Source organism: Pseudomonas mercuritolerans (assembly GCF_025706525.1).
In the GTDB taxonomy this organism is placed as follows: Bacteria; Pseudomonadota; Gammaproteobacteria; order Pseudomonadales; family Pseudomonadaceae; genus Aquipseudomonas; species Aquipseudomonas mercuritolerans.
Map to the genome: position 1 here is coordinate 449,762 of NZ_JAMSHA010000005.1, position 19,328 is coordinate 469,089.

The following is a 19,328-nucleotide window of genomic DNA, read 5'->3' on the forward strand; positions in this document are numbered from 1 at the left end:
ACCTCGGCTCCAGAACGGAAACCGGCTCAATGCACCACTTTCCTGGGCCCGCATGAACAAGTTCAGGGGCCATCACCCCCCGGAAAGCATCATCAAAACAAAAGCTCTGCCTGATCGTGTTTCAGCAAGGATATACGATCGAACAGCCTGATTTTTTCATTGGCTTTTTGCCTGGCGTGATCGGACATGACTGCAATCAACTCCTCGAGCTGGCTGACATCTCCAACCACTTTGAATTGCTTTTCCTTGTTGACGAATACAAGCGACTTCTTTTTTCTGGATAACAGTTCGATCACATTGCTGAGCGTACCGGTACTCTTTGCATCCCAGATCATCAAGCCATAGTCAGCCGCTTCGGCCATGACCACGTCTTTTTCGGTGAAAAAGGCTCTTGATCCTTTGGTATGTTTTGAGGCCACGGGCCTGGCGGGCCACTGCCCAAGGTTATTCCTGGGCACCGAGCCGCTGCAGAACACCGTTGTTCTGGAAGCTTCGAGACTCAGCAGGTACTCCTGAATGGAGCTATCAGCGCCACCTGCATCACCCACCACCACCTCAAAATCAGACGCAACGATATTATTGATGCGCTCTTTAACCTTTGGATCAAGGTTCTTGATGTTGATAGAGCCAGCAATAAATACAGTGGTCATTGAGTTCATTTCCAGGTAAGTGCCGCTACGTAAATCTTTCCGACCTTTGGATATTTACGTAAAACGGCGCAGGCCGCGTCCATCGACGCGCCGCTATCAAACAAATCATCTACCACCAAAACATTCCAGCGCCCGTCAGTAGTGATTTCGTCATTGACGCTAAAACTGTTTCCAATCGCTGCAACCTTGTCTGCTTTGGAATGCAGATCCTTCAACGATTTCCCCGTAGCCGCCTTTCGGAGCAAATCCGAGAAAACCGGTCGCCCGATGATTCGTCCCAACGCCAATGCGACCTCGGTTACCGGTTGGCGCTGACGAATATTCGAAGCTGGCATAGGCACTACGAAACCTACCTGATCCAGTTTTGGGAACACGTTTGTCGCTACCGCTTGAGCAAGTGGGCCGACCTGGTTCCAATCCTTCTGGTACTTGAGCCGGTAGGTCGCCTCACCGATCTCGGTACGCTGATTATCGAAACATGCGTGTCCGCGATCATCGTTGCCGAGAAAGGTACTACTTACCATGTGTTTGTCCAGCACCCAGCCCTGATCCCAAGGGCCATTGATCTGCTTGAGAGACACCTTCATTGAATTCTCCGTTATTCGTAACAATCTCTTTAGCCCTGAAACCAAGGGCCGGGCATCTGCAGCGACGCGTAAGATCAAACAAATAACGGAAAAAACACCGGCTAGGGGTGGTCACGCTGATGCCTGCACAAAAACAGGCATTTCCTACAGATACGACCTTCCTGAAAAACTCTCATCTCCTACAACATCATCCAGTTGCTGCTAAAAAACTGTGGCAAGGGAGCAAACTCCCTCGCCACAGGTAAGGTTGATTTATCTGTCCACCGTGTAAGCCAAATCGCTTTCAGGGTGCCTGCTTCAGTGTTAAAACCGCGAAACACTCCGCATCGCATCCACCAGATAGCGCATGGCGATCCGGTCGCTTTCCGATAGCTCTCGATAACGTTCCACCAGCTTCAATTCCTCGGAATTGAGACGGCGTCTTCTGCGCCCGCCGCCCAAGCAAGGGAAGATGCCCAACATTTCGGTGATGCCCTGTATTTTCGCCATGGACGATGTCCTTCTCTATTGAGTCAAGAAACTGCTGAACCTCACATCGCCCTGCCTCTTCGAGCAGCGTCGTGTGCCCCGCCGGCACGAAGGCTTGTATCCGGTCTTGCCCATAGAATAGGAATTAAATCGGCGTTGAAAAGTGGTTTTTAGAGTAATTAATCGAAAAAAGCAGATATGCCCTCTAAATCAGAGAGCCCTGTCAGAAAAATTACAGACATGTCTTGTTTCATTGCCAGATGACGCAACGCAAACAAGCCTTTTTGCCCGACAATCGAACCGATTAAGCTAGCGGGCATCTGTTTATAGTCCGTTGCGTTTGGCCGAAGGCATGACCGAACCGTAATTTCCGATCCGACAGGTGCCAGGAGCGGCACTGGATTGCACACGACAGGTTGTATTTATGCACCGCAGGAATTTGCTCAAAGCGTCCATGGCCATTGCGGCCTATACCGGTCTTTCCGCGTCGGGCCTGTTGGCCGCTCGCGCCTGGGCGGCCAATGGTGGCGCCGCCGATGGCGAGGCTCAGGCCTTCGATTTCGAATCGCTGAAGCGTCAGGCCAAGCAGCTCGCCGGCAATGCCTATCAGGATACGAAACAGGTGTTGCCGCCGACCCTGGCGACCATGACTCCGCAGAATTTCAACGCGATCCGCTACGACGGCGAGCATTCCCTGTGGAAGGAAAACAAAGGCCAGCTGGACGTACAGTTCTTCCACGTCGGCATGGGTTTCCGTCAACCGGTGCGCATGTACAGCGTTGATCCGAAGACGCGCATGGCGCGTGAAGTGCATTTTCGCCCGGCGCTGTTCAATTACGAGAACACCTCAGTCGACACTCAACAACTCAAGGGCGACCTGGGTTTTGCCGGCTTCAAGTTGTTCAAGGCGCCGGAGCTGGATCGCCATGACGTAGTGTCGTTTCTCGGCGCCAGCTATTTCCGCGCCGTCGATGCCACTGGCCAATATGGCCTCTCCGCGCGCGGCCTGGCCATCGACACTTACGCGAAGAAGCGCGAAGAGTTTCCCGACTTCACCAAGTTCTGGTTCGAGACGCCGGAGAAGAACGCCACGCGTTTTGTGGTCTACGCCCTGCTCGACTCGCCGAGCGCCACTGGCGCCTATCGCTTCGACATCGATTGCCAGGCCGAGCGCGTGGTCATGGAAATCGACGCGCACATCAACGCACGCACCACTATCGAACAGTTGGGCGTGGCGCCAATGACCAGCATGTTCAGTTGCGGCACCCACGAACGGCGCATGTGCGACACCATCCACCCGCAGATCCACGACTCCGACCGTCTGGCCATGTGGCGCGGCAATGGCGAGTGGGTCTGCCGTCCGTTAAACAACCCGGCAAAGCTGCAATTCAACGCATTTGCCGACAAGGACCCGAAGGGTTTTGGCCTGGTGCAGACCGACCACGAATTCGCCAACTATCAGGACACTGTCGACTGGTACAGCAAGCGCCCGAGCCTGTGGGTAGAACCGACAACCGCGTGGGGCGAAGGCTCTATCGATCTGCTGGAAATTCCTACGACCGGCGAGACGCTGGATAACATCGTCGCCTTCTGGACGCCGAAGAAACCCGTGGCTGCCGGCGATTCGCTGAACTACGGATACAAGCTGTACTGGAGCGCCCTGCCACCGGTCGGCACGCCACTGGCACGGGTCCACGCAACGCGTTCGGGCATGGGCGGCTTCACCGAGGGTTGGGCGCCGGGTGAGCATTACCCGCCAGTCTGGGCGCGGCGCTTTGCCGTGGACTTCACCGGTGGCGGCCTCGAGCGCCTGCCACAGGGCACCGGGATCGAGCCGGTGATTACCTGTTCCAACGGCAAGGTGCAGGACTTCAGCGTGCTGGTGCTGGATGACATCAAGGGTTATCGGATCCTGTTCGATTGGTACCCGACCAATGACAGCGTCGAGCCGGTGGAACTGCGCCTGTTCATTCGCACCAATGACCGCACGTTGAGCGAGACCTGGTTGTACCAATACTTCCCGCCGGCGCCGGACAAGCGTAAATACCCTTGAGGTTCCAAGGCGGCTGTTCTGGCGTCATTCGCGAGCAGGCTCGCTCCCACACGGGTCCGCATTCCTATTGTGGGAGCGAGCCTGCTCGCGAAGAGGCCCGCCTGGACAACGCAAACTTCTGCGAATAGAAAAGCCCCGACCATCACCGGCTCGGGGCTTTTGTTCTTCAGCCTTCAATCAATCACGCAAATCCGACTCATGAATCGGCTGATCCCGATGGGTCGCGCGCTGATACTGCGCCGGCCACACTGCTTTGCGCCCGCCCAGATCATCGTCGGCGTGCAGCGGCCAGTACGGATCGCGCAGCAGCTCTCGGGCAAGGAAAATGATATCGGCCTGGCAGGTGCGCAGAATGTGCTCGGCCTGTGCAGGCTCGGTGATCATGCCGACAGTGCCCGTGGCGATGCCTGACTCTTTGCGCACCCGCTCGGCAAAGCGCGTCTGATATCCGGGTCCAACCGGAATTTCCGCGTTTGCAGCTGTCCCTCCTGAAGACACGTCAATGAGATCGGCGCCCAGCGTGTGAAGGCGACGCGCCAGTTCTACGGTCTCGTCCGGATTCCAGCCGTCTTCGACCCAGTCGGTCGCCGAGACGCGGACAAACACCGGCAATTCCTCCGGCCACACCGCCCTCACCGCTTCGGTGACTTGCAGCACCAGGCGGATGCGATTCTCGAATGAACCACCGTACTGATCGCGACGCTGGTTGCTCAGCGGCGAAAGAAACTGATGCAGCAGATACCCATGCGCGGCATGCACCTCGACCACGCTGAACCCCGCCGTCAGCGCGCGCTTGGCCGCGTCCACAAAGGCCTGGATCACTTCGGCGATCTGCCCCTCATCCAGCTGCTTCGGTTGAGTGTGTTGCGGATCGAAAGCAATCGGCGATGGCCCGACCGGCGTCCAGCCGCCATCCTCGGGTTTGACACTGCCATGCTTGCCGATCCACGGCCGGTGGGTGCTGGCCTTGCGCCCGGCGTGGGCCAGTTGAATACCAGCGACCGCACCCTGGGCGGTGATGAAGCGAGTGATGCGTTGCAGCGGTGCGATCTGTTCGTCGTTCCACAGACCAAGGTCTTCGGCGGTGATGCGCCCGTCGGCGGTCACCGCCGTGGCTTCGGTGAAGACCAGACCGGCACCGCCCACCGCGCGGCTGCCCAGGTGCACCAGGTGCCAGTCGTTGGCCAGGCCATCGACGCTGGAGTACTGGCACATCGGCGACACGGCGATGCGGTTGGGCAGGGTCAGTTGGCGCAGGGTAAAGGGTTCAAGCAGCAGACTCATGGGGCACCTCTCGAATCAGTGGGCAGGCTCCAGGGTTCTGTTTGAAAAGTCGACGAGTGACAGAAAAAGGGTGCAGCACCCGCCCCCGCGGGCAAAAATTCGACAAGACGTCACAAGGCCAATCAAGCAGTGCTTAGAGCCTAGTCGACAACCGGAGATGACGGAGGGTTCAGAGTAATTCAGTGTGTGAAAGGACGCTTTCGCGAGCAGGCTCGCTCCCACAAGGCAGCACCGTACCTGTGGGAGCGAGCCTGCTCGCGAATGGCTTAACGCGGTTCGATATGAGCAATCATCAACTGCACAGTCTCGTTGCCACGAAACTCGTTGACGTCGAGCTTGTAAGCCAGTTCAACCCATTGAATCGTCGGGTTCGGCCATACATCGCGATCAATACCAAACGCGATGCCATCGAGCTTCACCGAGCCACATTCGCTTTTCAGCACCACTTTCAAATGTCGTTCGCCAACCACACGCTGCTCGACCAACTGAAATACGCCATGAAACAGCGGCTCCGGGAAGTGTTGCCCCCACGGCCCGGCATGGCGCAAGGCACGGGCCAGTTCGAGGTGGAATTCTTCGACGGCCAGCGTGCCGTCCGACAACATGCGCCCGGTGAGGTCTTCCTCGCGAAGTTGCCTGCGCACCTCAGCGTCGAATGCCTCGGCGAACAGCGGAAAATTCTTCTGCGGCAAGGTCAGACCAGCGGCCATCGCGTGGCCACCGTACTTGGCGATCAGGTTCGGATGCTGCGCCGCGACCACGCTCAGCGCATCGCGGATATGGAAACCCTGCACCGAGCGACCGGAGCCCTTGAGCAGACCATCACCGGCATCGGCGAAAGCAATGGTCGGGCGGAAATAGCGCTCTTTCATGCGCGAAGCGAGAATGCCGATCACACCCTGATGCCACTCCGGGTCGAACAGGCACAGACCAAACGGCATCGACTCGACCGGCAGATCCTTGAGCTGCGCCAGCGCTTCGCGCTGCATGCCCTGCTCGATGGATTTGCGATCCTGGTTCATGCCGTCCAGTTGCGCAGCCATCTCCCGCGCCAGATTGGCGTCGGCAGTGAGCAGGCATTCGATGCCCAGGCTCATGTCGTCCAGACGCCCGGCGGCGTTCAGGCGAGGGCCGACAATAAAACCCAGGTCGGTGGAAGTGATCCGCCCAGCCTCTCGCTTGGCAACTTCGAGAATCGCCTTGATCCCCGGCCGCGCCCGGCCGGCACGAATCCGCTCCAGCCCTTGATGCACAAGAATGCGGTTGTTGGCATCCAGCGGCACCACGTCGGCGACGCTGCCCAGCGCCACCAGATCGAGCAGTTCGCCGATGTTCGGTTGCGGCTTGCTTTCGTACCAGCCGAGGCTGCGCAGACGCGCGCGCAAGGCCATCAACACATAAAAAATCACCCCGACGCCGGCCAGCGCCTTGCTTGGAAATTCGCAGCCCGGCTGGTTCGGATTGACCAGCGCATCGGCCTGCGGCAGTTCATCGCCGGGCAAGTGGTGGTCGGTGATCAACACTTTCAGTCCGGCACGCTTGGCCGCCGCGACGCCTTCGACACTGGAAATACCATTGTCGACGGTGATCAATAGTTGCGGTTCGCGGGTCAGCGCGACTTCGACGATTTCCGGCGTCAGGCCATAGCCGTATTCGAAACGGTTCGGCACCAGATAATCGACATGCGCCGCGCCCAGCAGGCGCAGGCCGAGCACACCGACCGTGCTGGCGGTGGCGCCGTCCGCATCGAAGTCGCCAACAATGAGAATGCGCTGACGCTGCTCCAGAGCCGTCACCAGCAGATCGACCGCCGCATCAATGCCTTTGAGCTGCTGAAACGGGATCAGGCGCGCCAGACTTTTGTCCAGCTCCGCTTCAGATTGCACGCCCCGCGCCGCATACAGGCGGGTCAGCAGTGGCGGCAGATCACCGAGGAAAGGCAGCGTGGCAGGCAGTTGACGAGGTTCGATACGCATGGGGCGACGGAGGCTTCTCTTTGATTCGTGGGAAATATCAGCGGTGTCGCGACTTCAGCCGCGCTCACCTTGCAGCCATTGCAACTGGACTTCGTGCTGACCGCGATCATCGGTGACGAAGATCGTGCCTTCGCTGATCATCACGTCCCACTTGATGACGCGCGGCATGTCCTTGGCCAGGGTTTCCAGCACTTCCTGCGGAACGGCTGCGATGTTGACGTTTTTCAGGTTCTTGATCGCCGGGATCACCTTGGTTTCCCAGACTCGCAGGCTGCCGTAGGCCAGCAGGCTGGTGCGTTCGGTGCGGCGCGAGCACCAGGTCAGGCGATCGGCATCCGGCTGGCCGACTTCGATCCAGTGCAGGACACGGTCGTCCAGGCTCTTTTCCCACAAGGCCGGTTCATCCACGTCTGACAGACCACGGCCGAACGACAGCTGCTCGTTGTACCAGAGCGCGTAGGCCAGCAGCCGCACGGTCATGCGCTCTTCGGTCTCCGAAGGATGACGGGCAATGGTCTGCTTGACGCTCTCGTACACGCTGCGGTCGAGGTCGGTGAGGTTCAGTTCGAATTTGTAGGTAGTGGACGGCTGGGCCATGAACGGGCTTCTTGATACGAGGAAAGTCGGCAAGTCTAACCGATGCCACCGGCAATCATCGAATTGATGGCGATCAAGCTGCGGCGTCTGACAGCCGGCTATGTTAAAACCCTGTATCCGCTCAGCCTTGTCCCACAGGATTTCGCATGCCGTTCACCAGCAAACCGCTCTCGGGTCTGAAAGTCATTGAATTGGGTACGCTGATCGCCGGGCCGTTCGCCTCGCGCATTTGTGGCGAGTTTGGCGCTGAAGTGATCAAGATCGAGTCGCCGGACGGCGGCGATCCCCTGCGCAAGTGGCGCAAGTTGTACGAAGGCACCTCGTTGTGGTGGTTCGTCCAGGCGCGCAACAAGAAGTCGCTGACCCTGAACCTCAAACACCCCGACGGTTTGGCGATCCTGAAACAACTGCTCGGTGAAGCCGACATCCTCATTGAAAACTTCCGCCCCGGAGTGCTGGAAAAACTCGGTCTGAGCTGGGAAACGTTGCATGCACTGAATCCGAAACTGGTGATGGTGCGCCTCTCCGGTTTCGGTCAGACCGGGCCGATGAAAGACCAGCCAGGTTTCGGTGCGGTCGGCGAGTCCATGGGCGGTCTGCGGTACATCACCGGTTTTGAAGATCGGCCACCGGTGCGTACCGGGATTTCCATCGGCGATTCGATTGCCGCGCTATGGGGCGTGATCGGTGCGCTGATGGCGCTGCGTCATCGCGAGGTCAACGGCGGACTCGGCCAGGTGGTTGACGTTGCTCTGTATGAAGCGATCTTCGCGATGATGGAAAGCATGGTGCCGGAGTTCGACGTGTTCGGTTTCATCCGTGAACGCAGCGGCAACATCATGCCGGGCATCACGCCTTCTTCGATCCATACCAGCGCCGACGGCAAGCATGTGCAGATCGGCGCCAACGGTGATGCGATCTTCAAACGGTTCATGCAGGTGATTGGTCGCGAAGACCTGGCCAATGATCCGATGCTGGCCAGTAATGACGGTCGTGACAGTCGTCGCGACGAGCTGTATGGCGTGATTGATCGCTGGGTCAATTCGTTGCCGCTGCAAACTGTGCTCGACCTGCTCAATCAGGCCGAAGTACCGGTGAGCCGGATCTTCAGCGCCGAGGACATGTTCAACGATCCGCAGTATCTGGCGCGGGAGATGTTCCTCCACGCCAAGCTGCCGGATGGCAAGGACTTCAAGATGCCCGGCATCGTCCCGAAACTTTCCGAAACTCCAGGTTCGTCCGAGTGGGTCGGACCGCAGCTTGGCGAACACAATGCGCTGGTGCTTGGCGGTCTGGGTTACGACGCGGAGCAAATCGCTCGGCTGCGTAAAGACGGAGCCATTTAAGCTGAAGCGTCAGCAGACATCGGGCAGCAACCGCGCCCCTCTACTTTGGACGTTGTTCGGTCTGATGGTGCTTGGCCTGCCGTTGATAGCCCATGCGAAACCGACGCTGATCTGGCTGCTGCGCGACTTGCCGCCCATGACGATTCTTGAAGGACCGAAGAAAGGCGAGGGTGTCATCGATCAACTGATGCCGCAGTTGATCGCCGGCATGCCGCAGTACGAGCACACGCTGATGCGCGTCAACCGCGCTCGCGGCTGGCAGATGCTCGAGGAAAACCCGCTGGCTTGCGACCCCGCGCTGCTCTGGAGCAAGGCGCGCGCACAGTCGGTGACCTATTCGATCCCGGCGATTCGCGCCGTGAGCAATGGGCTGGTGGTGCGCCAGCAGGATCGCGGCGTGCTCGACCCTTATCTGGTCGCGGGCGAAGTTGATCTGGCGGCGCTGCTGACGGATGGCGCAAAGCAGCTCGGCGTAGTTGCCGAGCGCAGTTATGGCGAGTTCATCGATAACATCCTGCAACAGGCACCCAAAGGCTCACTCACGCCGCACTACGGCAACGATGCGCTGAGCAATCTGTTGTCGATGCAGCGTCTGGGACGGCTGCAAGTGGTGCTCGGCTATTGGCCGGAAATCCGCTATCAGGCCCGGCACGCACAGATTGACGAAGAAGAACTGCAGTTTTATCCGATCCGGGGCAGCGAGAAATATCTCTCGGGCTACATTGCCTGCTCCGGCACCGAACAAGGGCGCCAAGCCATCGGCGAGATCAATCAGCTGCTGCGCAGCCTGCCGCGCGAACATTTCAATGAGCTTTATGCGCAATGGCTTGATCCAGCAAGAAGAGCGGGCTATCTGGCCGATGCCCGGGCTTTCTTCGAGCTGCAAGCCGCGCATTGAGCAAATCCCGGGCAAAAAGAAACCCCGAGAAGTGGGGAGACGACTCGGGGTTAAACGTGGTCTGCTTCGAGACCCGTAGCAGCAAGCGACAAGCACCGGAGCACAATGCTTGATCCTGCTGTTATGGGGTCTGACTGACAGGGATGCAGGAAGGTTCCCACAAAAAATTTTTCATCTTTTACAGGGCCGGACGCTTGTCCAGAGCCGCATTGCGCAACGCCGCGATGACGCAGGGTTTCAGCCGCCCTTCGGCGATCATGACGTCACGGTGCAGGCCGTCCACCACGTCTGTCAGCAAGCGCTTGTCGCTCAACTGGGCCTGACTGAATTCGCGTTCCACCACAATTGCGCCGCTGCTGTTCTTCAGCGTCACCAGACATTCACCATGGCTGCCACGAGGGGTCAGCGTCACCTGATACGGGCTCAGAGCCTCACCGAGCAATAGACTGATACTTTCCATCTCGATCTCCACTCAATAGTCCGAAAACACAGTGCCTGGGGCGTGTTCACAATAAATGACCACCGGCCCGAGAAGAAAGTTCTGCCTGTCCCGTCCTGATCTCGCGGGACCGCGTCTGACAGAGCATGCACGGCGAAGATGACAGAAAGATAACCGCGAGTTTCAGGCCTCGATGAGTTCCTGTGCAGTCAGCAGATAACTGTCCAGCAGACCTCTCATCAACACCGCCGAGACCGGCGTTTGCAGCCGCCCCAGCAGGCGCAGGCGCTGTTGGCGAAGCACTGGTTCGAGGTCACTCAACAGGCTCTGTGCGACCGCGCCCAGCAGAATCAGTGCACGCGCCTCATGGTGCGCCGCCAGGTGATGAATCAGAGCGAGGCCATCACCGCCCTTGAGTTGCGGATCGCAGATGGCGATATCGACTGCGCCGCGATGCCCCAGTGAACTCAGGGCCGACGCAAGCGAAGGCGCGGTCAATACATCGTAGATGCCGATGGCATTGAGCATTTGATGCAATGCCATCAGCTGGAACGGGTTGGGTTCAAGAATCAGAACTTTAAGCGAGCGCATGGGCGACCTCTGAAGCGATCATCGCGGACTCTCACCGCAGTTGTCGTTCACTCTAGGGCAGGCGTCTTAAGCCTCCCATCAGAAAAGGAGCCGCGTCTTGCAGGACATTTCCTTACTTTATTGCAGACATCGACAACCGCTCTCGGTCCGGCGCTGGGTGATGTCGGTCCAGCCGCCCAACAAGCCGCGCAATTTGCCGTCGCCGCTGTAAAACGGCACCGTCCACTGATAGACCTCACGCGGCCCGCCATTGAACAGCAACTGCCGCTTGCTGAAGCGCGATTTGCGGGTCTGCAACTGCGCGATGAACTCCTCGTGCAACATGCGCGCGGTGGCTTCGGGAAACGCATCGACCTCGATCAGCAAGCGTCCGTGCATCTGGTCCAGGCGCACCGACAGCGCCTCTTCGTAACTGCGGTTGCAGATGATCAGGCGCCCCTGCAGATCACGAACAAATACCGGATCGGGCATGGAATCAATCAGGGCGTGCTGAAAGGCCAGTTGGTCCCCCAGTTCCTTTTCCGCTGCGCAGCGCAACTTGATCACGGCCGCAAGCCGCCTGTTCCAGACCAATGACAATATTCCGAAAACACCGATCACGCCCATCGCCCAGCATCCCCACTCGACCAACTGCTGCCAGATCGACGGCACCGGCGTCGGCGAAATGCCTTCGAGCCATTTGAGACGGATCGCCCGCAACTCCGCCGCAGGGAAAGCTTCCAGCGCCTTGTTGAGAATACTCAGCAGCTGCGGCATGCCTTTTCGTACAGCCAGATGATCGGCTTCCCACTTGCCCTCCACCAGGCCTCCAACCTTGAGCATCCCCAACGGGTAAAGCTGCGCGCCGATTTCGTTTTCGATCGTGGCGTAGGCCTCACCGCTCTCGACCAGTGCTCGCGCTTCGGCATAGGTCTTCACCGAGCGTATTTCAATCGCGGGGTAGTCACGCCGGATCAGATCCTCCAGCGCATGCCGGGCCGGCAGTACCACGACGCGATTCGCCAGTTGTTCAAAGGATTCCACGATCGGCGCGTTGGCATGCCCGACGAAGACCCACCCCGCTCCCCCGAAGGCGTGGCTGAAATCGAGGAACATCTTGCGCTCGTCGCTCACGGCCAGGGTCGTACTGATGTCCGCGACCCCGGTTTGCAGACGTTCGAGCATATGATCGGTAGAAAACGATTCCTGATGCTCGAATTGCAGGCCCGTCATTGCACTGACGCGTTTGAGCACATCGTTGTTCAGACCGCTCCACTGCCCGTGTTCGTCCTGAAACAGGTACAGCGGATACTGAACCGAGGCGACTGTGACCTTGGGATTGTCACGGATCCATTGTCGCTCGTGCGCATCCAGTTCGACAGGTGGCACATTGACTGACGCATGCGCCTGATCGAGTGCCATTTGCGCTGCCAAGGCACTGTTGCATCCCAGCATCGCCCACAAAACCAACCAGCCCAGTGCCGGTTTCAAACCTCTGTAAAACAGCATTGCCATTTCCTTCGTGATCGACTCACCCGTCCTTCATGGGTGAAAACCCGAGCAGTGTGGCAGCAGAAACAAAAAAGCCCGTCAGGAGACGGGCTTCAAAATGTGACAGCTTTTGCGCGCTTAAAGGGGCTTGCCGCGGTTGCCATGCTGGCTGACAAAGGCTTGCACGGCTTTGAGATCGTTTGGCAGAACAGTGCAGCGCTCGTTTCGCTCAAACAAATCAGAAAGATGTGCAGGTAGCTCGAGCGCTTTTCCTACACCCGCTTTCTCCACTGCCTCAGGAAACTTGACCGGATGGGCAGTGCCGAGAATCACCATTGGAATGTCCAGACTGCGACGGCATTCGCGCGCGGCCTTGACGCCAATGGCGGTGTGCGGATCCAGCACTTCGCCGGTCTGCTCGTAGACTTCAGCGATGGTTTCGCAGGTTTGTGCGTCATCCACGGCCAGCGAGTCGAACAGTTTGCGCGCTTCGGTCCAGCGCTCTTGTTCAACGCTGAAGCTGCCGTCCTTTTTGAACGAGTCCATCAGGCCGGCGATCGCCGCACCGTTACGCCCGTGCAGGTCGAACAGCAGACGCTCGAAGTTCGACGACACCATGATGTCCATCGACGGCGACAGCGTTGCGTGCAGGGTTTCCTTGACGTACTGGTTGCCGCTCATGAAGCGGTGCAGGATGTCGTTGCGGTTGGTCGCTACGATCAACTGGTTGATCGGCAGGCCCATGTTGCGCGCCAGGTAGCCGGCGAAGATGTCGCCGAAGTTGCCGGTCGGTACCGAGAACGACACCGAACGCGCCGGGCCGCCCAACTGCAGGGCCGCGTGGAAGTAGTAGACGATCTGGGCCATGATCCGCGCCCAGTTGATCGAGTTCACCGCCACCAGACGCGTGCCTTTGAGGAAGCTCTGGTCGGCGAAGCTGTTCTTGACCATTTCCTGGCAGTCATCGAAGTTGCCTTCGATGGCGATGTTGTGGATGTTCTCGCCGAAGATCGTCGTCATCTGCCGACGCTGCACTTCGGATACACGCTGGTGCGGGTGCAGGATGAAGATGTCGACGTTTTCGCAGTGCTTGCAGCCTTCGATGGCAGCCGAACCGGTATCGCCGGAGGTGGCGCCGACGATCACCACGCGCTCGCCGCGCTTTTCCAGCACGTAATCGAGCAGACGACCGAGCAGTTGCAGGGCGAAGTCCTTGAACGCCAGGGTCGGGCCGTGGAACAGCTCGAGCACCCATTCATTACCGTTCAACTGACGCAGTGGCGCCACGGCGCTGTGGGCGAACACACCGTAGGTTTCTTCGAGAATCTTCTTGAAGTCGGCGTCGGGAATGCTGCCGGTGACGAACGGACGCATCACCCGGAAGGCCAGCTCGTGATACGGCAGGCCGGCCCAGGAAGCGATTTCTTCCTGAGTGAAACGGGGCAGGTTTTCCGGGACGTACAGACCGCCATCGGTCGCCAGACCGGCCAGCAGGACCTCTTCGAAATTCAGGGCCGGGGCCTGGCCGCGAGTACTGATATATCGCATTTTTTTCAAACCTTCGGTTTGAGCTGCAAGCTGCAAGCTGCAAGTCGCAAGTAAAAGCCAGACTGCTTCTCTCTTGCCGCTTGCAGCTCGAAGCTTGCCGCTGCTTTTAGTTCAAATGTTCGACACGGATCCGTACAACCGGGCCGTCGACGCCAGCCAGTGCTTCCAGCGCGGTGATCGCATCGTTGATGCGCTGCTCGACCACGCGGTGGGTCAGCAGGATCATCGGCACCAGGCCGTCATGCTCTTCGACTTCCTTCTGCATGATCGATTCGATATTGATGCCGCGCTCCGACAGGATGCTCGCCACCTGGGCCAGTACGCCCGGATGATCCTTGGCGTGAATGCGCAGGTAATAAGCGCTTTCGCAGGCTTCGATCGGCAGGATCGGATGCGCCGACAGCGAGTCCGGCTGGAAGGCGAGGTGCGGCACACGGTTTTCCGGGTCGGAAGTCATGGCGCGAACCACGTCGACCAGGTCGGCGATCACCGAAGAAGCGGTCGGCTCCATGCCAGCGCCGGCACCGTAGAACAGCGTCGAACCGGCGGCGTCGCCGTTGACCATCACTGCGTTCATCACGCCGTTGACGTTGGCGATCAGGCGATCGGCCGGAATCAGCGTCGGGTGCACGCGCAACTCGATGCCGGCGTCAGTGCTGCGCGCCACACCGAGGTGCTTGATGCGATAGCCCAGCGCTTCGGCGTAGTTGACGTCGGCGGTGGTCAGCTTGGTGATGCCTTCGGTGTACGCCTTGTCGAATTGCAGCGGAATGCCGAAGGCAATCGACGCCAGAATGGTCAGCTTGTGCGCGGCATCGATGCCTTCGACGTCGAAGGTCGGGTCGGCTTCGGCGTAACCCAGCGCCTGCGCTTCGGCGAGCACGTCTTCGAACGTACGGCCCTTCTCGCGCATTTCTGTGAGGATGAAGTTGCCGGTGCCGTTGATGATCCCGGCAACCCAGTTGATGCGGTTGGCGGACAGGCCTTCGCGGATCGCCTTGATCACCGGAATGCCACCGGCCACCGCTGCTTCGAACGCCACGATCACGCCTTTCTCGCGTGCCTTGGCAAAAATCTCATTACCGTGAACGGCTATCAGCGCCTTGTTCGCGGTGACCACATGCTTGCCATTCTCGATGGCCTTGAGTACCAGCTCGCGGGCAACGGTGTAGCCGCCCATCAGCTCTATGACGATGTCGATCTCAGGGTTCGTGGCCACTTCGAAGACATCGTTGGTAATCGCAATACCGGTCGTCTGGAACTGAGGCTTTGGCGTGCGCGTGGCAATTTGTGCCACTTCGATTCCACGCCCGGCACGACGAGCAATTTCCTCGGCGTTGCGCTGAAGTACGTTGAAGGTACCGCCACCGACGGTCCCTAACCCACAGATGCCTACTTTGACCGGATTCACTGTGAACTCCCCATGAAACGGCCGACACAGGGTCGGCCGGAAAACAACCGCGTGCTCGCGGCTCTCTGTTGATGGCCCGGCGCTGTTGCTGCCGGACCACGATCGTCAACGGTTGCCCGTGACGATGCGATTTACTTCGCGCCCAGCGCCAGTTTGGCGACTTGTGGCGCCGGCTGGTAGCCCGGAATGACCTGGCCGTCGGCCAAAACGATGGCCGGTGTGCCATTCACGCCGATCGACTGACCGAGGGCGAATTGCTTGGAAACCGGGTTATCGCACTTGGCGGCCTTGATTTCCTTGCCATCGACCATTTTGTCCATCGCGGCTTTCTTGTCTTTCGAGCACCACACTGCTTGCAGCTGCTCGTCACCCGGCGAATTCAGGCCCTGGCGCGGAAAAGCCACGTAGCGCACTTCAATGCCGCGCTTGTTCAGCTCGGGCACTTCCGCATGCAGTTTGTGGCAGTACGGACAGGTGGTGTCGGTGAACACGGTGATGTGCGACTTGGTCTCGCCCACGGCCGGGTAGACCACGGTTTCGGCCACCGGGATGGCATTGATCAGTTTGGAAATGCCCAGGCGTTCGGTCTTCTCGGTCAGGTTGACCGGTTTGCCATTCGCCAGCTGATACAGGTTGCCCTGCACGATGTACTGGCCATCGGCGCTGGCGTACAGCACGCGGCTGCCTTTGAGTTTGACTTCGTACATACCAGGCAACGGGCTGGCACTGATGCTCTCGACCGGAACCTCGAGTTCGAGTTTTTCCAGGCTTTGACGAATGGCTTTGTCGGCCGCGTCATCGGCGACGGCAAAGGTGCTGGCCAACGCAATGGCGGCGGCAGCGAAAATCTGGGTCAGACGCATGAGTACTCCTGAGGGCGGGCGGATGGAACGATCAGAACGCCCGTGCGAAACACCGGGTCATAACCGTCCATCGTGCAAACCGGCAAAGCCTAACACATAAGGTCACGAGGGCCGAATGCGCCTGTCGCCACACACTCATGTGCAACTGACATACATTATTGTGGCGAGGGGATTTATCCCCGCTGGGTTGCTAAGCAGCCCTGAACCATCCACCGCGATCTTTCAGTCAAAATCGAGCCAGCCGGGTTTGCGACTGCTGCGCAGCCGAACGGGGATAAATCCCCTCGCCACAGGTCAGTATTTCAACATTATGGGATGTGTCAGCCGCGAGGGTGGTGTTTGGCGTGCAAGTCCTGCAAGCGGGCGCGGGCGACGTGGGTATAGATTTGGGTGGTGGAAAGGTCGCTGTGCCCGAGCAGCATCTGCACCACGCGCAAGTCGGCGCCATGGTTGAGCAGGTGCGTGGCGAACGCGTGGCGCAAGGTATGCGGCGACAGCGACTTGCTGATCCCGGCGACCTTGGCCTGATGCTTGATGCGATGCCAGAACGTCTGCCGGGTCATCTGCTCGCCGCGCTGGCTGGGGAACAGTACATCGCTGGGGCGGCCACCGAGCAACTCGCCACGACCATCACGCATATAACGCTCGACCCAGACAATCGCCTCCTCACCCATCGGCACCAGACGCTCCTTGCTGCCCTTGCCCATCACCCGCAATACGCCCTGGCGCAGGTTGACCTGCTCCAGCGTCAGGCTGATCAGTTCGGTCACGCGCAGGCCACAGGCATACAGCACTTCCAGCATCGCGCGGTCACGCTGGCCGATGGCGTCACTCAGGTCCGGCGCCTTGAGCAGCGCCTCGACATCGGCTTCCGACAGCGACTTGGGCAACGGCCGCCCCAGTTGCGGCATGTCGACGCGCAACGTCGGGTCGACGCTGATCAGTTTTTCCCGCAACAAATAGCGATAAAAGCCACGCACCCCGGAGAGAAATCTCGCCGTCGAGCGTGGCTTGTAGTTTTGCTCCAGCCGCCACGCCAGGTGATCGAGGATCAATTCGCGGCCGGCATTGATCAGCTCGAGATTTTTCTCCTGCAACCAGCCGTTGAACAGCGCGAGGTCGCTGCGATAGGCGTCGCGGGTGTTGTCGGACAGGCCTTTCTCCAGCCATAAAGCGTCGAGGAATTGATCAATCAGCGGATGGTCGATGGCAGGCATGGGTGCTCGGGGCAGGCAGTTTTTCACACTGCGCGCAAATAGACAGTGAACGACGGGAATGGCCGCTAGTCTTTCATAGCCAGCCAGATCAAGGAACAGGGAGCATCAATGAACGAGCAGCAAATTCTCTTGGCATTTGGCGGGATCGGCGCGGCGGCGCTGGGTTGTCAGTGGCTGGCATGGCGCCTGAAGCTGCCGGCCATTCTGTTTCTGCTGCTGACCGGCATTTTGGCCGGCCCGGTGCTGGGTTGGCTCGACCCGCAGGAAATGTTCGGCCCGCTGCTGATGCCACTGGTGTCGCTGGCAGTGGCGCTGATTCTGTTCGAAGGCAGCCTGACCCTGCACCTGTCGGAATGGAAAGAGATCGGCAGCGTCGTTCATCGACTGGTGACCCTCGGTGCGATTTCGACCTGGATCGTCATCGCGGTGGCTACGCATTTTCTGCTGGGCTTCGACTGGATGCTGGCGATTCTGTTTGGCAGCCTGACGCTGGTCACCGGTCCGACCGTGATCGTACCGATGCTGCGGGTGGTGCGGCCAAAAGCTTCGATCGCCAACATCCTGCGCTGGGAAGGCATCGTCATCGATCCGATCGGCGCTCTGCTCGCGGTAGTGGTGTATAGCTTCATCATCGCCAGCGCTGACGGTCATGGCCTCAAGCAAAGCCTCTTCACCTTTGGCGGGGTGATCCTCTGTGGCGCCGCGTTTGGTGTCGTCGGTGGCTGGCTGCTGGGGACGGTGATCCGGCGTCAGTGGCTGCTGGAATACCTGCACAACCTGGCCTCGCTGGCGGCGGTGCTGGCGATTTTCATCGGTGCCAACCAAGTGATGCATGAGTCCGGCCTCCTGGCGGTGACGCTGATGGGCATGTGGCTGGCCAACATGAAAGGCGTGGACGTGCGGCACATTCTGCACTTCAAGGAAAACCTCAGCGTGTTGCTGATTTCCGGGCTGTTCATCCTGCTCGCGGCGCGTCTGGATCTGAACGCTTTGCTTGGCCTGGGGCCGCTGGTGTTGATTCTGCTGCTGGTGATCCAGCTGATCGCCCGTCCGTTGAATGTTTTGCTCAGCACCGCCGGTTCCAGTCTGAGCTGGCGCGAACGAGCGTTGCTGTGCTGGATCGCGCCGCGCGGAATCGTCGCTGCGGCTGTCTCGGCGATTTTCGCAATTCGCCTGGATGAATCCGGGCATGAAGGCGCCCTGCTCCTGGTGCCGCTGACCTTTGCGGTGATCATCGGCACCGTGGTTTTGCAAAGCGCGACGGCGCGACCGCTGGCACGGCTGTTAAAGGTCGCCGAACCGGCGCCGAGCGGTTTTCTGATCGTTGGAGCCAATGGCCCGGCCCGTGAATTGGGCAAGTCGCTGCAACAGCTGGGCAGCCGCGTGCTGCTGACCGATTCGAGCTGGGAGAATATCCGCGCGGCACGCATGGAAGGCTTGCCGACTTACTTCGGCAACCCGGCGTCGCAGCATGCCGACGCGCATCTGGATCTGGTGGGGTTGGGGCATTTGCTGGCACTGTCACCGTCGGGCGAGCTGAACACATTGGCGGCGATGCGCTTTCGTCATGACTTCGGTCATCAGCGCCTGTTCGGCCTGGCCAGCGGCCATGAAAGCCGCCGCAGCGACAAGCACCGCGCGAGCCTGGAACACCGGGGCAATCAATTGGGCAGTGAGGCACTGACCTATTCGAAACTGGCCGGCCAGATGGGCCAGGGAGCGGAGCTTTACAGCACGACATTGACGGACGGCTTCGGCTGGGAGGATTACCAAGCGCTGCACGGCAATCGTGCAACGCTGCTGTTCATGCGTGATGACAGCGGCTGGGTGCATGTGGTGACACCGGAAACGGCGTTGAAGCCGGGAGCTGGGTGGACGTTGCTGGCATTGATTCAACCGCAAGGTTCCGGCGCCTGACGGATCGATTCGC

Annotated in this window: 17 protein-coding genes; 4 read left to right on the forward strand and 13 right to left on the reverse strand. The window is 59.4% G+C overall.

The annotated features are described in order from the left end of the window. Positions 1 to 92: 92 nt before the first annotated feature. From ND528_RS16910 to ND528_RS16920, 3 genes are all read right to left on the reverse strand, one after another. Positions 93 to 650: a hypothetical protein gene (locus ND528_RS16910; RefSeq protein WP_042606925.1), complete on the reverse strand. Its 558-nt coding sequence runs from the start codon at positions 648 to 650 to the stop codon at positions 93 to 95. A 5-nt stretch (positions 651 to 655) separates the two neighbouring features. Continuing rightward, a complete protein-coding gene (locus ND528_RS16915; protein WP_137215227.1) occupies positions 656 to 1,237 on the reverse strand; it encodes a ComF family protein in 582 nt (193 codons plus the stop codon). Positions 1,238 to 1,540: 303 nt separating this feature from the next. After that, entirely contained in the window at positions 1,541 to 1,726 is a 186-nt protein-coding gene (locus tag ND528_RS16920; protein ID WP_016771524.1) for a hypothetical protein, read from the reverse strand. Between the two features lie 403 nt (positions 1,727 to 2,129). Here ND528_RS16920 and ND528_RS16925 point away from each other — a divergent pair, with 403 nt between their 5' ends. After that, a complete protein-coding gene (locus ND528_RS16925) occupies positions 2,130 to 3,758 on the forward strand; it encodes a glucan biosynthesis protein D (RefSeq protein ID WP_263470757.1) in 1,629 nt (542 codons plus the stop codon). A 177-nt stretch (positions 3,759 to 3,935) separates the two neighbouring features. Here the strand turns inward: ND528_RS16925 and ND528_RS16930 are convergent, their stop codons facing one another. The 3 genes from ND528_RS16930 to ND528_RS16940 form a co-directional block, all read right to left on the reverse strand. Further along, positions 3,936 to 5,042, reverse strand: coding sequence for an NADH:flavin oxidoreductase/NADH oxidase (locus ND528_RS16930; protein ID WP_041478189.1), 1,107 nt, complete (start codon positions 5,040 to 5,042; stop codon positions 3,936 to 3,938). A gap of 266 nt (positions 5,043 to 5,308) precedes the next feature. Next, entirely contained in the window at positions 5,309 to 7,018 is a 1,710-nt protein-coding gene (gene recJ / locus ND528_RS16935) for a single-stranded-DNA-specific exonuclease RecJ (protein ID WP_263470758.1), read from the reverse strand. Between the two features lie 54 nt (positions 7,019 to 7,072). Beyond that, the gene (locus ND528_RS16940; protein WP_007908961.1) at positions 7,073 to 7,615 is read right to left on the reverse strand and encodes a YaeQ family protein; all 543 of its coding nucleotides are present in this window, start codon (positions 7,613 to 7,615) and stop codon (positions 7,073 to 7,075) included. A 146-nt stretch (positions 7,616 to 7,761) separates the two neighbouring features. Here ND528_RS16940 and ND528_RS16945 point away from each other — a divergent pair, with 146 nt between their 5' ends. Both ND528_RS16945 and ND528_RS16950 read left to right on the forward strand, forming a co-directional pair. Then, positions 7,762 to 8,961, forward strand: a complete 1,200-nt coding sequence (locus ND528_RS16945) for a CaiB/BaiF CoA transferase family protein (RefSeq protein ID WP_263470759.1) — start codon at positions 7,762 to 7,764, stop codon at positions 8,959 to 8,961. A 64-nt stretch (positions 8,962 to 9,025) separates the two neighbouring features. Beyond that, positions 9,026 to 9,859, forward strand: a complete 834-nt coding sequence (locus tag ND528_RS16950; protein ID WP_408005038.1) for a TIGR02285 family protein — start codon at positions 9,026 to 9,028, stop codon at positions 9,857 to 9,859. A 178-nt stretch (positions 9,860 to 10,037) separates the two neighbouring features. Here ND528_RS16950 and ND528_RS16955 read toward each other — a convergent pair whose 3' ends face one another. The 7 genes from ND528_RS16955 to xerD all read right to left on the reverse strand — a co-directional run bounded on the left by ND528_RS16955 (position 10,038) and on the right by xerD (position 17,398). Then, positions 10,038 to 10,319 carry a DUF3509 domain-containing protein gene (locus ND528_RS16955; protein WP_130912392.1) on the reverse strand — a complete coding sequence of 94 codons (282 nt, stop codon included), beginning with the start codon at positions 10,317 to 10,319 and terminating at the stop codon, positions 10,038 to 10,040. A gap of 162 nt (positions 10,320 to 10,481) precedes the next feature. Next, complete coding sequence (locus ND528_RS16960; RefSeq protein ID WP_130912391.1) at positions 10,482 to 10,889, reverse strand: response regulator; 408 nt, start codon at positions 10,887 to 10,889, stop codon at positions 10,482 to 10,484. A 117-nt stretch (positions 10,890 to 11,006) separates the two neighbouring features. After that, positions 11,007 to 12,377 carry a transporter substrate-binding domain-containing protein gene (locus ND528_RS16965; protein ID WP_137215222.1) on the reverse strand — a complete coding sequence of 457 codons (1,371 nt, stop codon included), beginning with the start codon at positions 12,375 to 12,377 and terminating at the stop codon, positions 11,007 to 11,009. 120 nt (positions 12,378 to 12,497) lie between these two features. Next, positions 12,498 to 13,907 (reverse strand): threonine synthase, encoded by a 1,410-nt coding sequence (thrC, locus tag ND528_RS16970; protein ID WP_130912389.1) that lies wholly within the window; start codon positions 13,905 to 13,907, stop codon positions 12,498 to 12,500. A gap of 106 nt (positions 13,908 to 14,013) precedes the next feature. Further along, a complete protein-coding gene (locus tag ND528_RS16975; protein ID WP_024011722.1) occupies positions 14,014 to 15,318 on the reverse strand; it encodes a homoserine dehydrogenase in 1,305 nt (434 codons plus the stop codon). A gap of 131 nt (positions 15,319 to 15,449) precedes the next feature. Beyond that, positions 15,450 to 16,181 carry a bifunctional protein-disulfide isomerase/oxidoreductase DsbC gene (gene dsbC, locus ND528_RS16980; RefSeq protein ID WP_263470761.1) on the reverse strand — a complete coding sequence of 244 codons (732 nt, stop codon included), beginning with the start codon at positions 16,179 to 16,181 and terminating at the stop codon, positions 15,450 to 15,452. 320 nt (positions 16,182 to 16,501) lie between these two features. Next, positions 16,502 to 17,398, reverse strand: a complete 897-nt coding sequence (gene xerD, locus ND528_RS16985) for a site-specific tyrosine recombinase XerD (RefSeq protein ID WP_016771535.1) — start codon at positions 17,396 to 17,398, stop codon at positions 16,502 to 16,504. A 108-nt stretch (positions 17,399 to 17,506) separates the two neighbouring features. On the opposite strand from xerD, the gene ND528_RS16990 reads away from it, so the two are divergent. After that, positions 17,507 to 19,315 (forward strand): cation:proton antiporter, encoded by a 1,809-nt coding sequence (locus tag ND528_RS16990; protein WP_263470762.1) that lies wholly within the window; start codon positions 17,507 to 17,509, stop codon positions 19,313 to 19,315. The last annotated feature ends 13 nt before the right edge of the window (positions 19,316 to 19,328 follow it).

Excerpts from the sequence above, each read along its gene's own strand:
- ND528_RS16910 (WP_042606925.1), bottom strand. The coding sequence starts at position 650 with ATGACCACTGTATTTATTGCTGGCTCTATCAACATCAAGAACCTTGAT.
- ND528_RS16915 (WP_137215227.1), bottom strand. The coding sequence starts at position 1,237 with ATGAAGGTGTCTCTCAAGCAGATCAATGGCCCTTGGGATCAGGGCTGG.
- ND528_RS16920 (WP_016771524.1), bottom strand. The coding sequence starts at position 1,726 with ATGGCGAAAATACAGGGCATCACCGAAATGTTGGGCATCTTCCCTTGC.
- ND528_RS16925 (WP_263470757.1), top strand. The coding sequence starts at position 2,130 with ATGCACCGCAGGAATTTGCTCAAAGCGTCCATGGCCATTGCGGCCTAT.
- ND528_RS16930 (WP_041478189.1), bottom strand. The coding sequence starts at position 5,042 with ATGAGTCTGCTGCTTGAACCCTTTACCCTGCGCCAACTGACCCTGCCC.
- recJ (WP_263470758.1), bottom strand. The coding sequence starts at position 7,018 with ATGCGTATCGAACCTCGTCAACTGCCTGCCACGCTGCCTTTCCTCGGT.
- ND528_RS16940 (WP_007908961.1), bottom strand. The coding sequence starts at position 7,615 with ATGGCCCAGCCGTCCACTACCTACAAATTCGAACTGAACCTCACCGAC.
- ND528_RS16945 (WP_263470759.1), top strand. The coding sequence starts at position 7,762 with ATGCCGTTCACCAGCAAACCGCTCTCGGGTCTGAAAGTCATTGAATTG.
- ND528_RS16950 (WP_408005038.1), top strand. The coding sequence starts at position 9,026 with ATGGTGCTTGGCCTGCCGTTGATAGCCCATGCGAAACCGACGCTGATC.
- ND528_RS16955 (WP_130912392.1), bottom strand. The coding sequence starts at position 10,319 with ATGGAAAGTATCAGTCTATTGCTCGGTGAGGCTCTGAGCCCGTATCAG.
- ND528_RS16960 (WP_130912391.1), bottom strand. The coding sequence starts at position 10,889 with ATGCGCTCGCTTAAAGTTCTGATTCTTGAACCCAACCCGTTCCAGCTG.
- ND528_RS16965 (WP_137215222.1), bottom strand. The coding sequence starts at position 12,377 with ATGCTGTTTTACAGAGGTTTGAAACCGGCACTGGGCTGGTTGGTTTTG.
- thrC (WP_130912389.1), bottom strand. The coding sequence starts at position 13,907 with ATGCGATATATCAGTACTCGCGGCCAGGCCCCGGCCCTGAATTTCGAA.
- dsbC (WP_263470761.1), bottom strand. The coding sequence starts at position 16,181 with ATGCGTCTGACCCAGATTTTCGCTGCCGCCGCCATTGCGTTGGCCAGC.
- xerD (WP_016771535.1), bottom strand. The coding sequence starts at position 17,398 with ATGCCTGCCATCGACCATCCGCTGATTGATCAATTCCTCGACGCTTTA.
- ND528_RS16990 (WP_263470762.1), top strand. The coding sequence starts at position 17,507 with ATGAACGAGCAGCAAATTCTCTTGGCATTTGGCGGGATCGGCGCGGCG.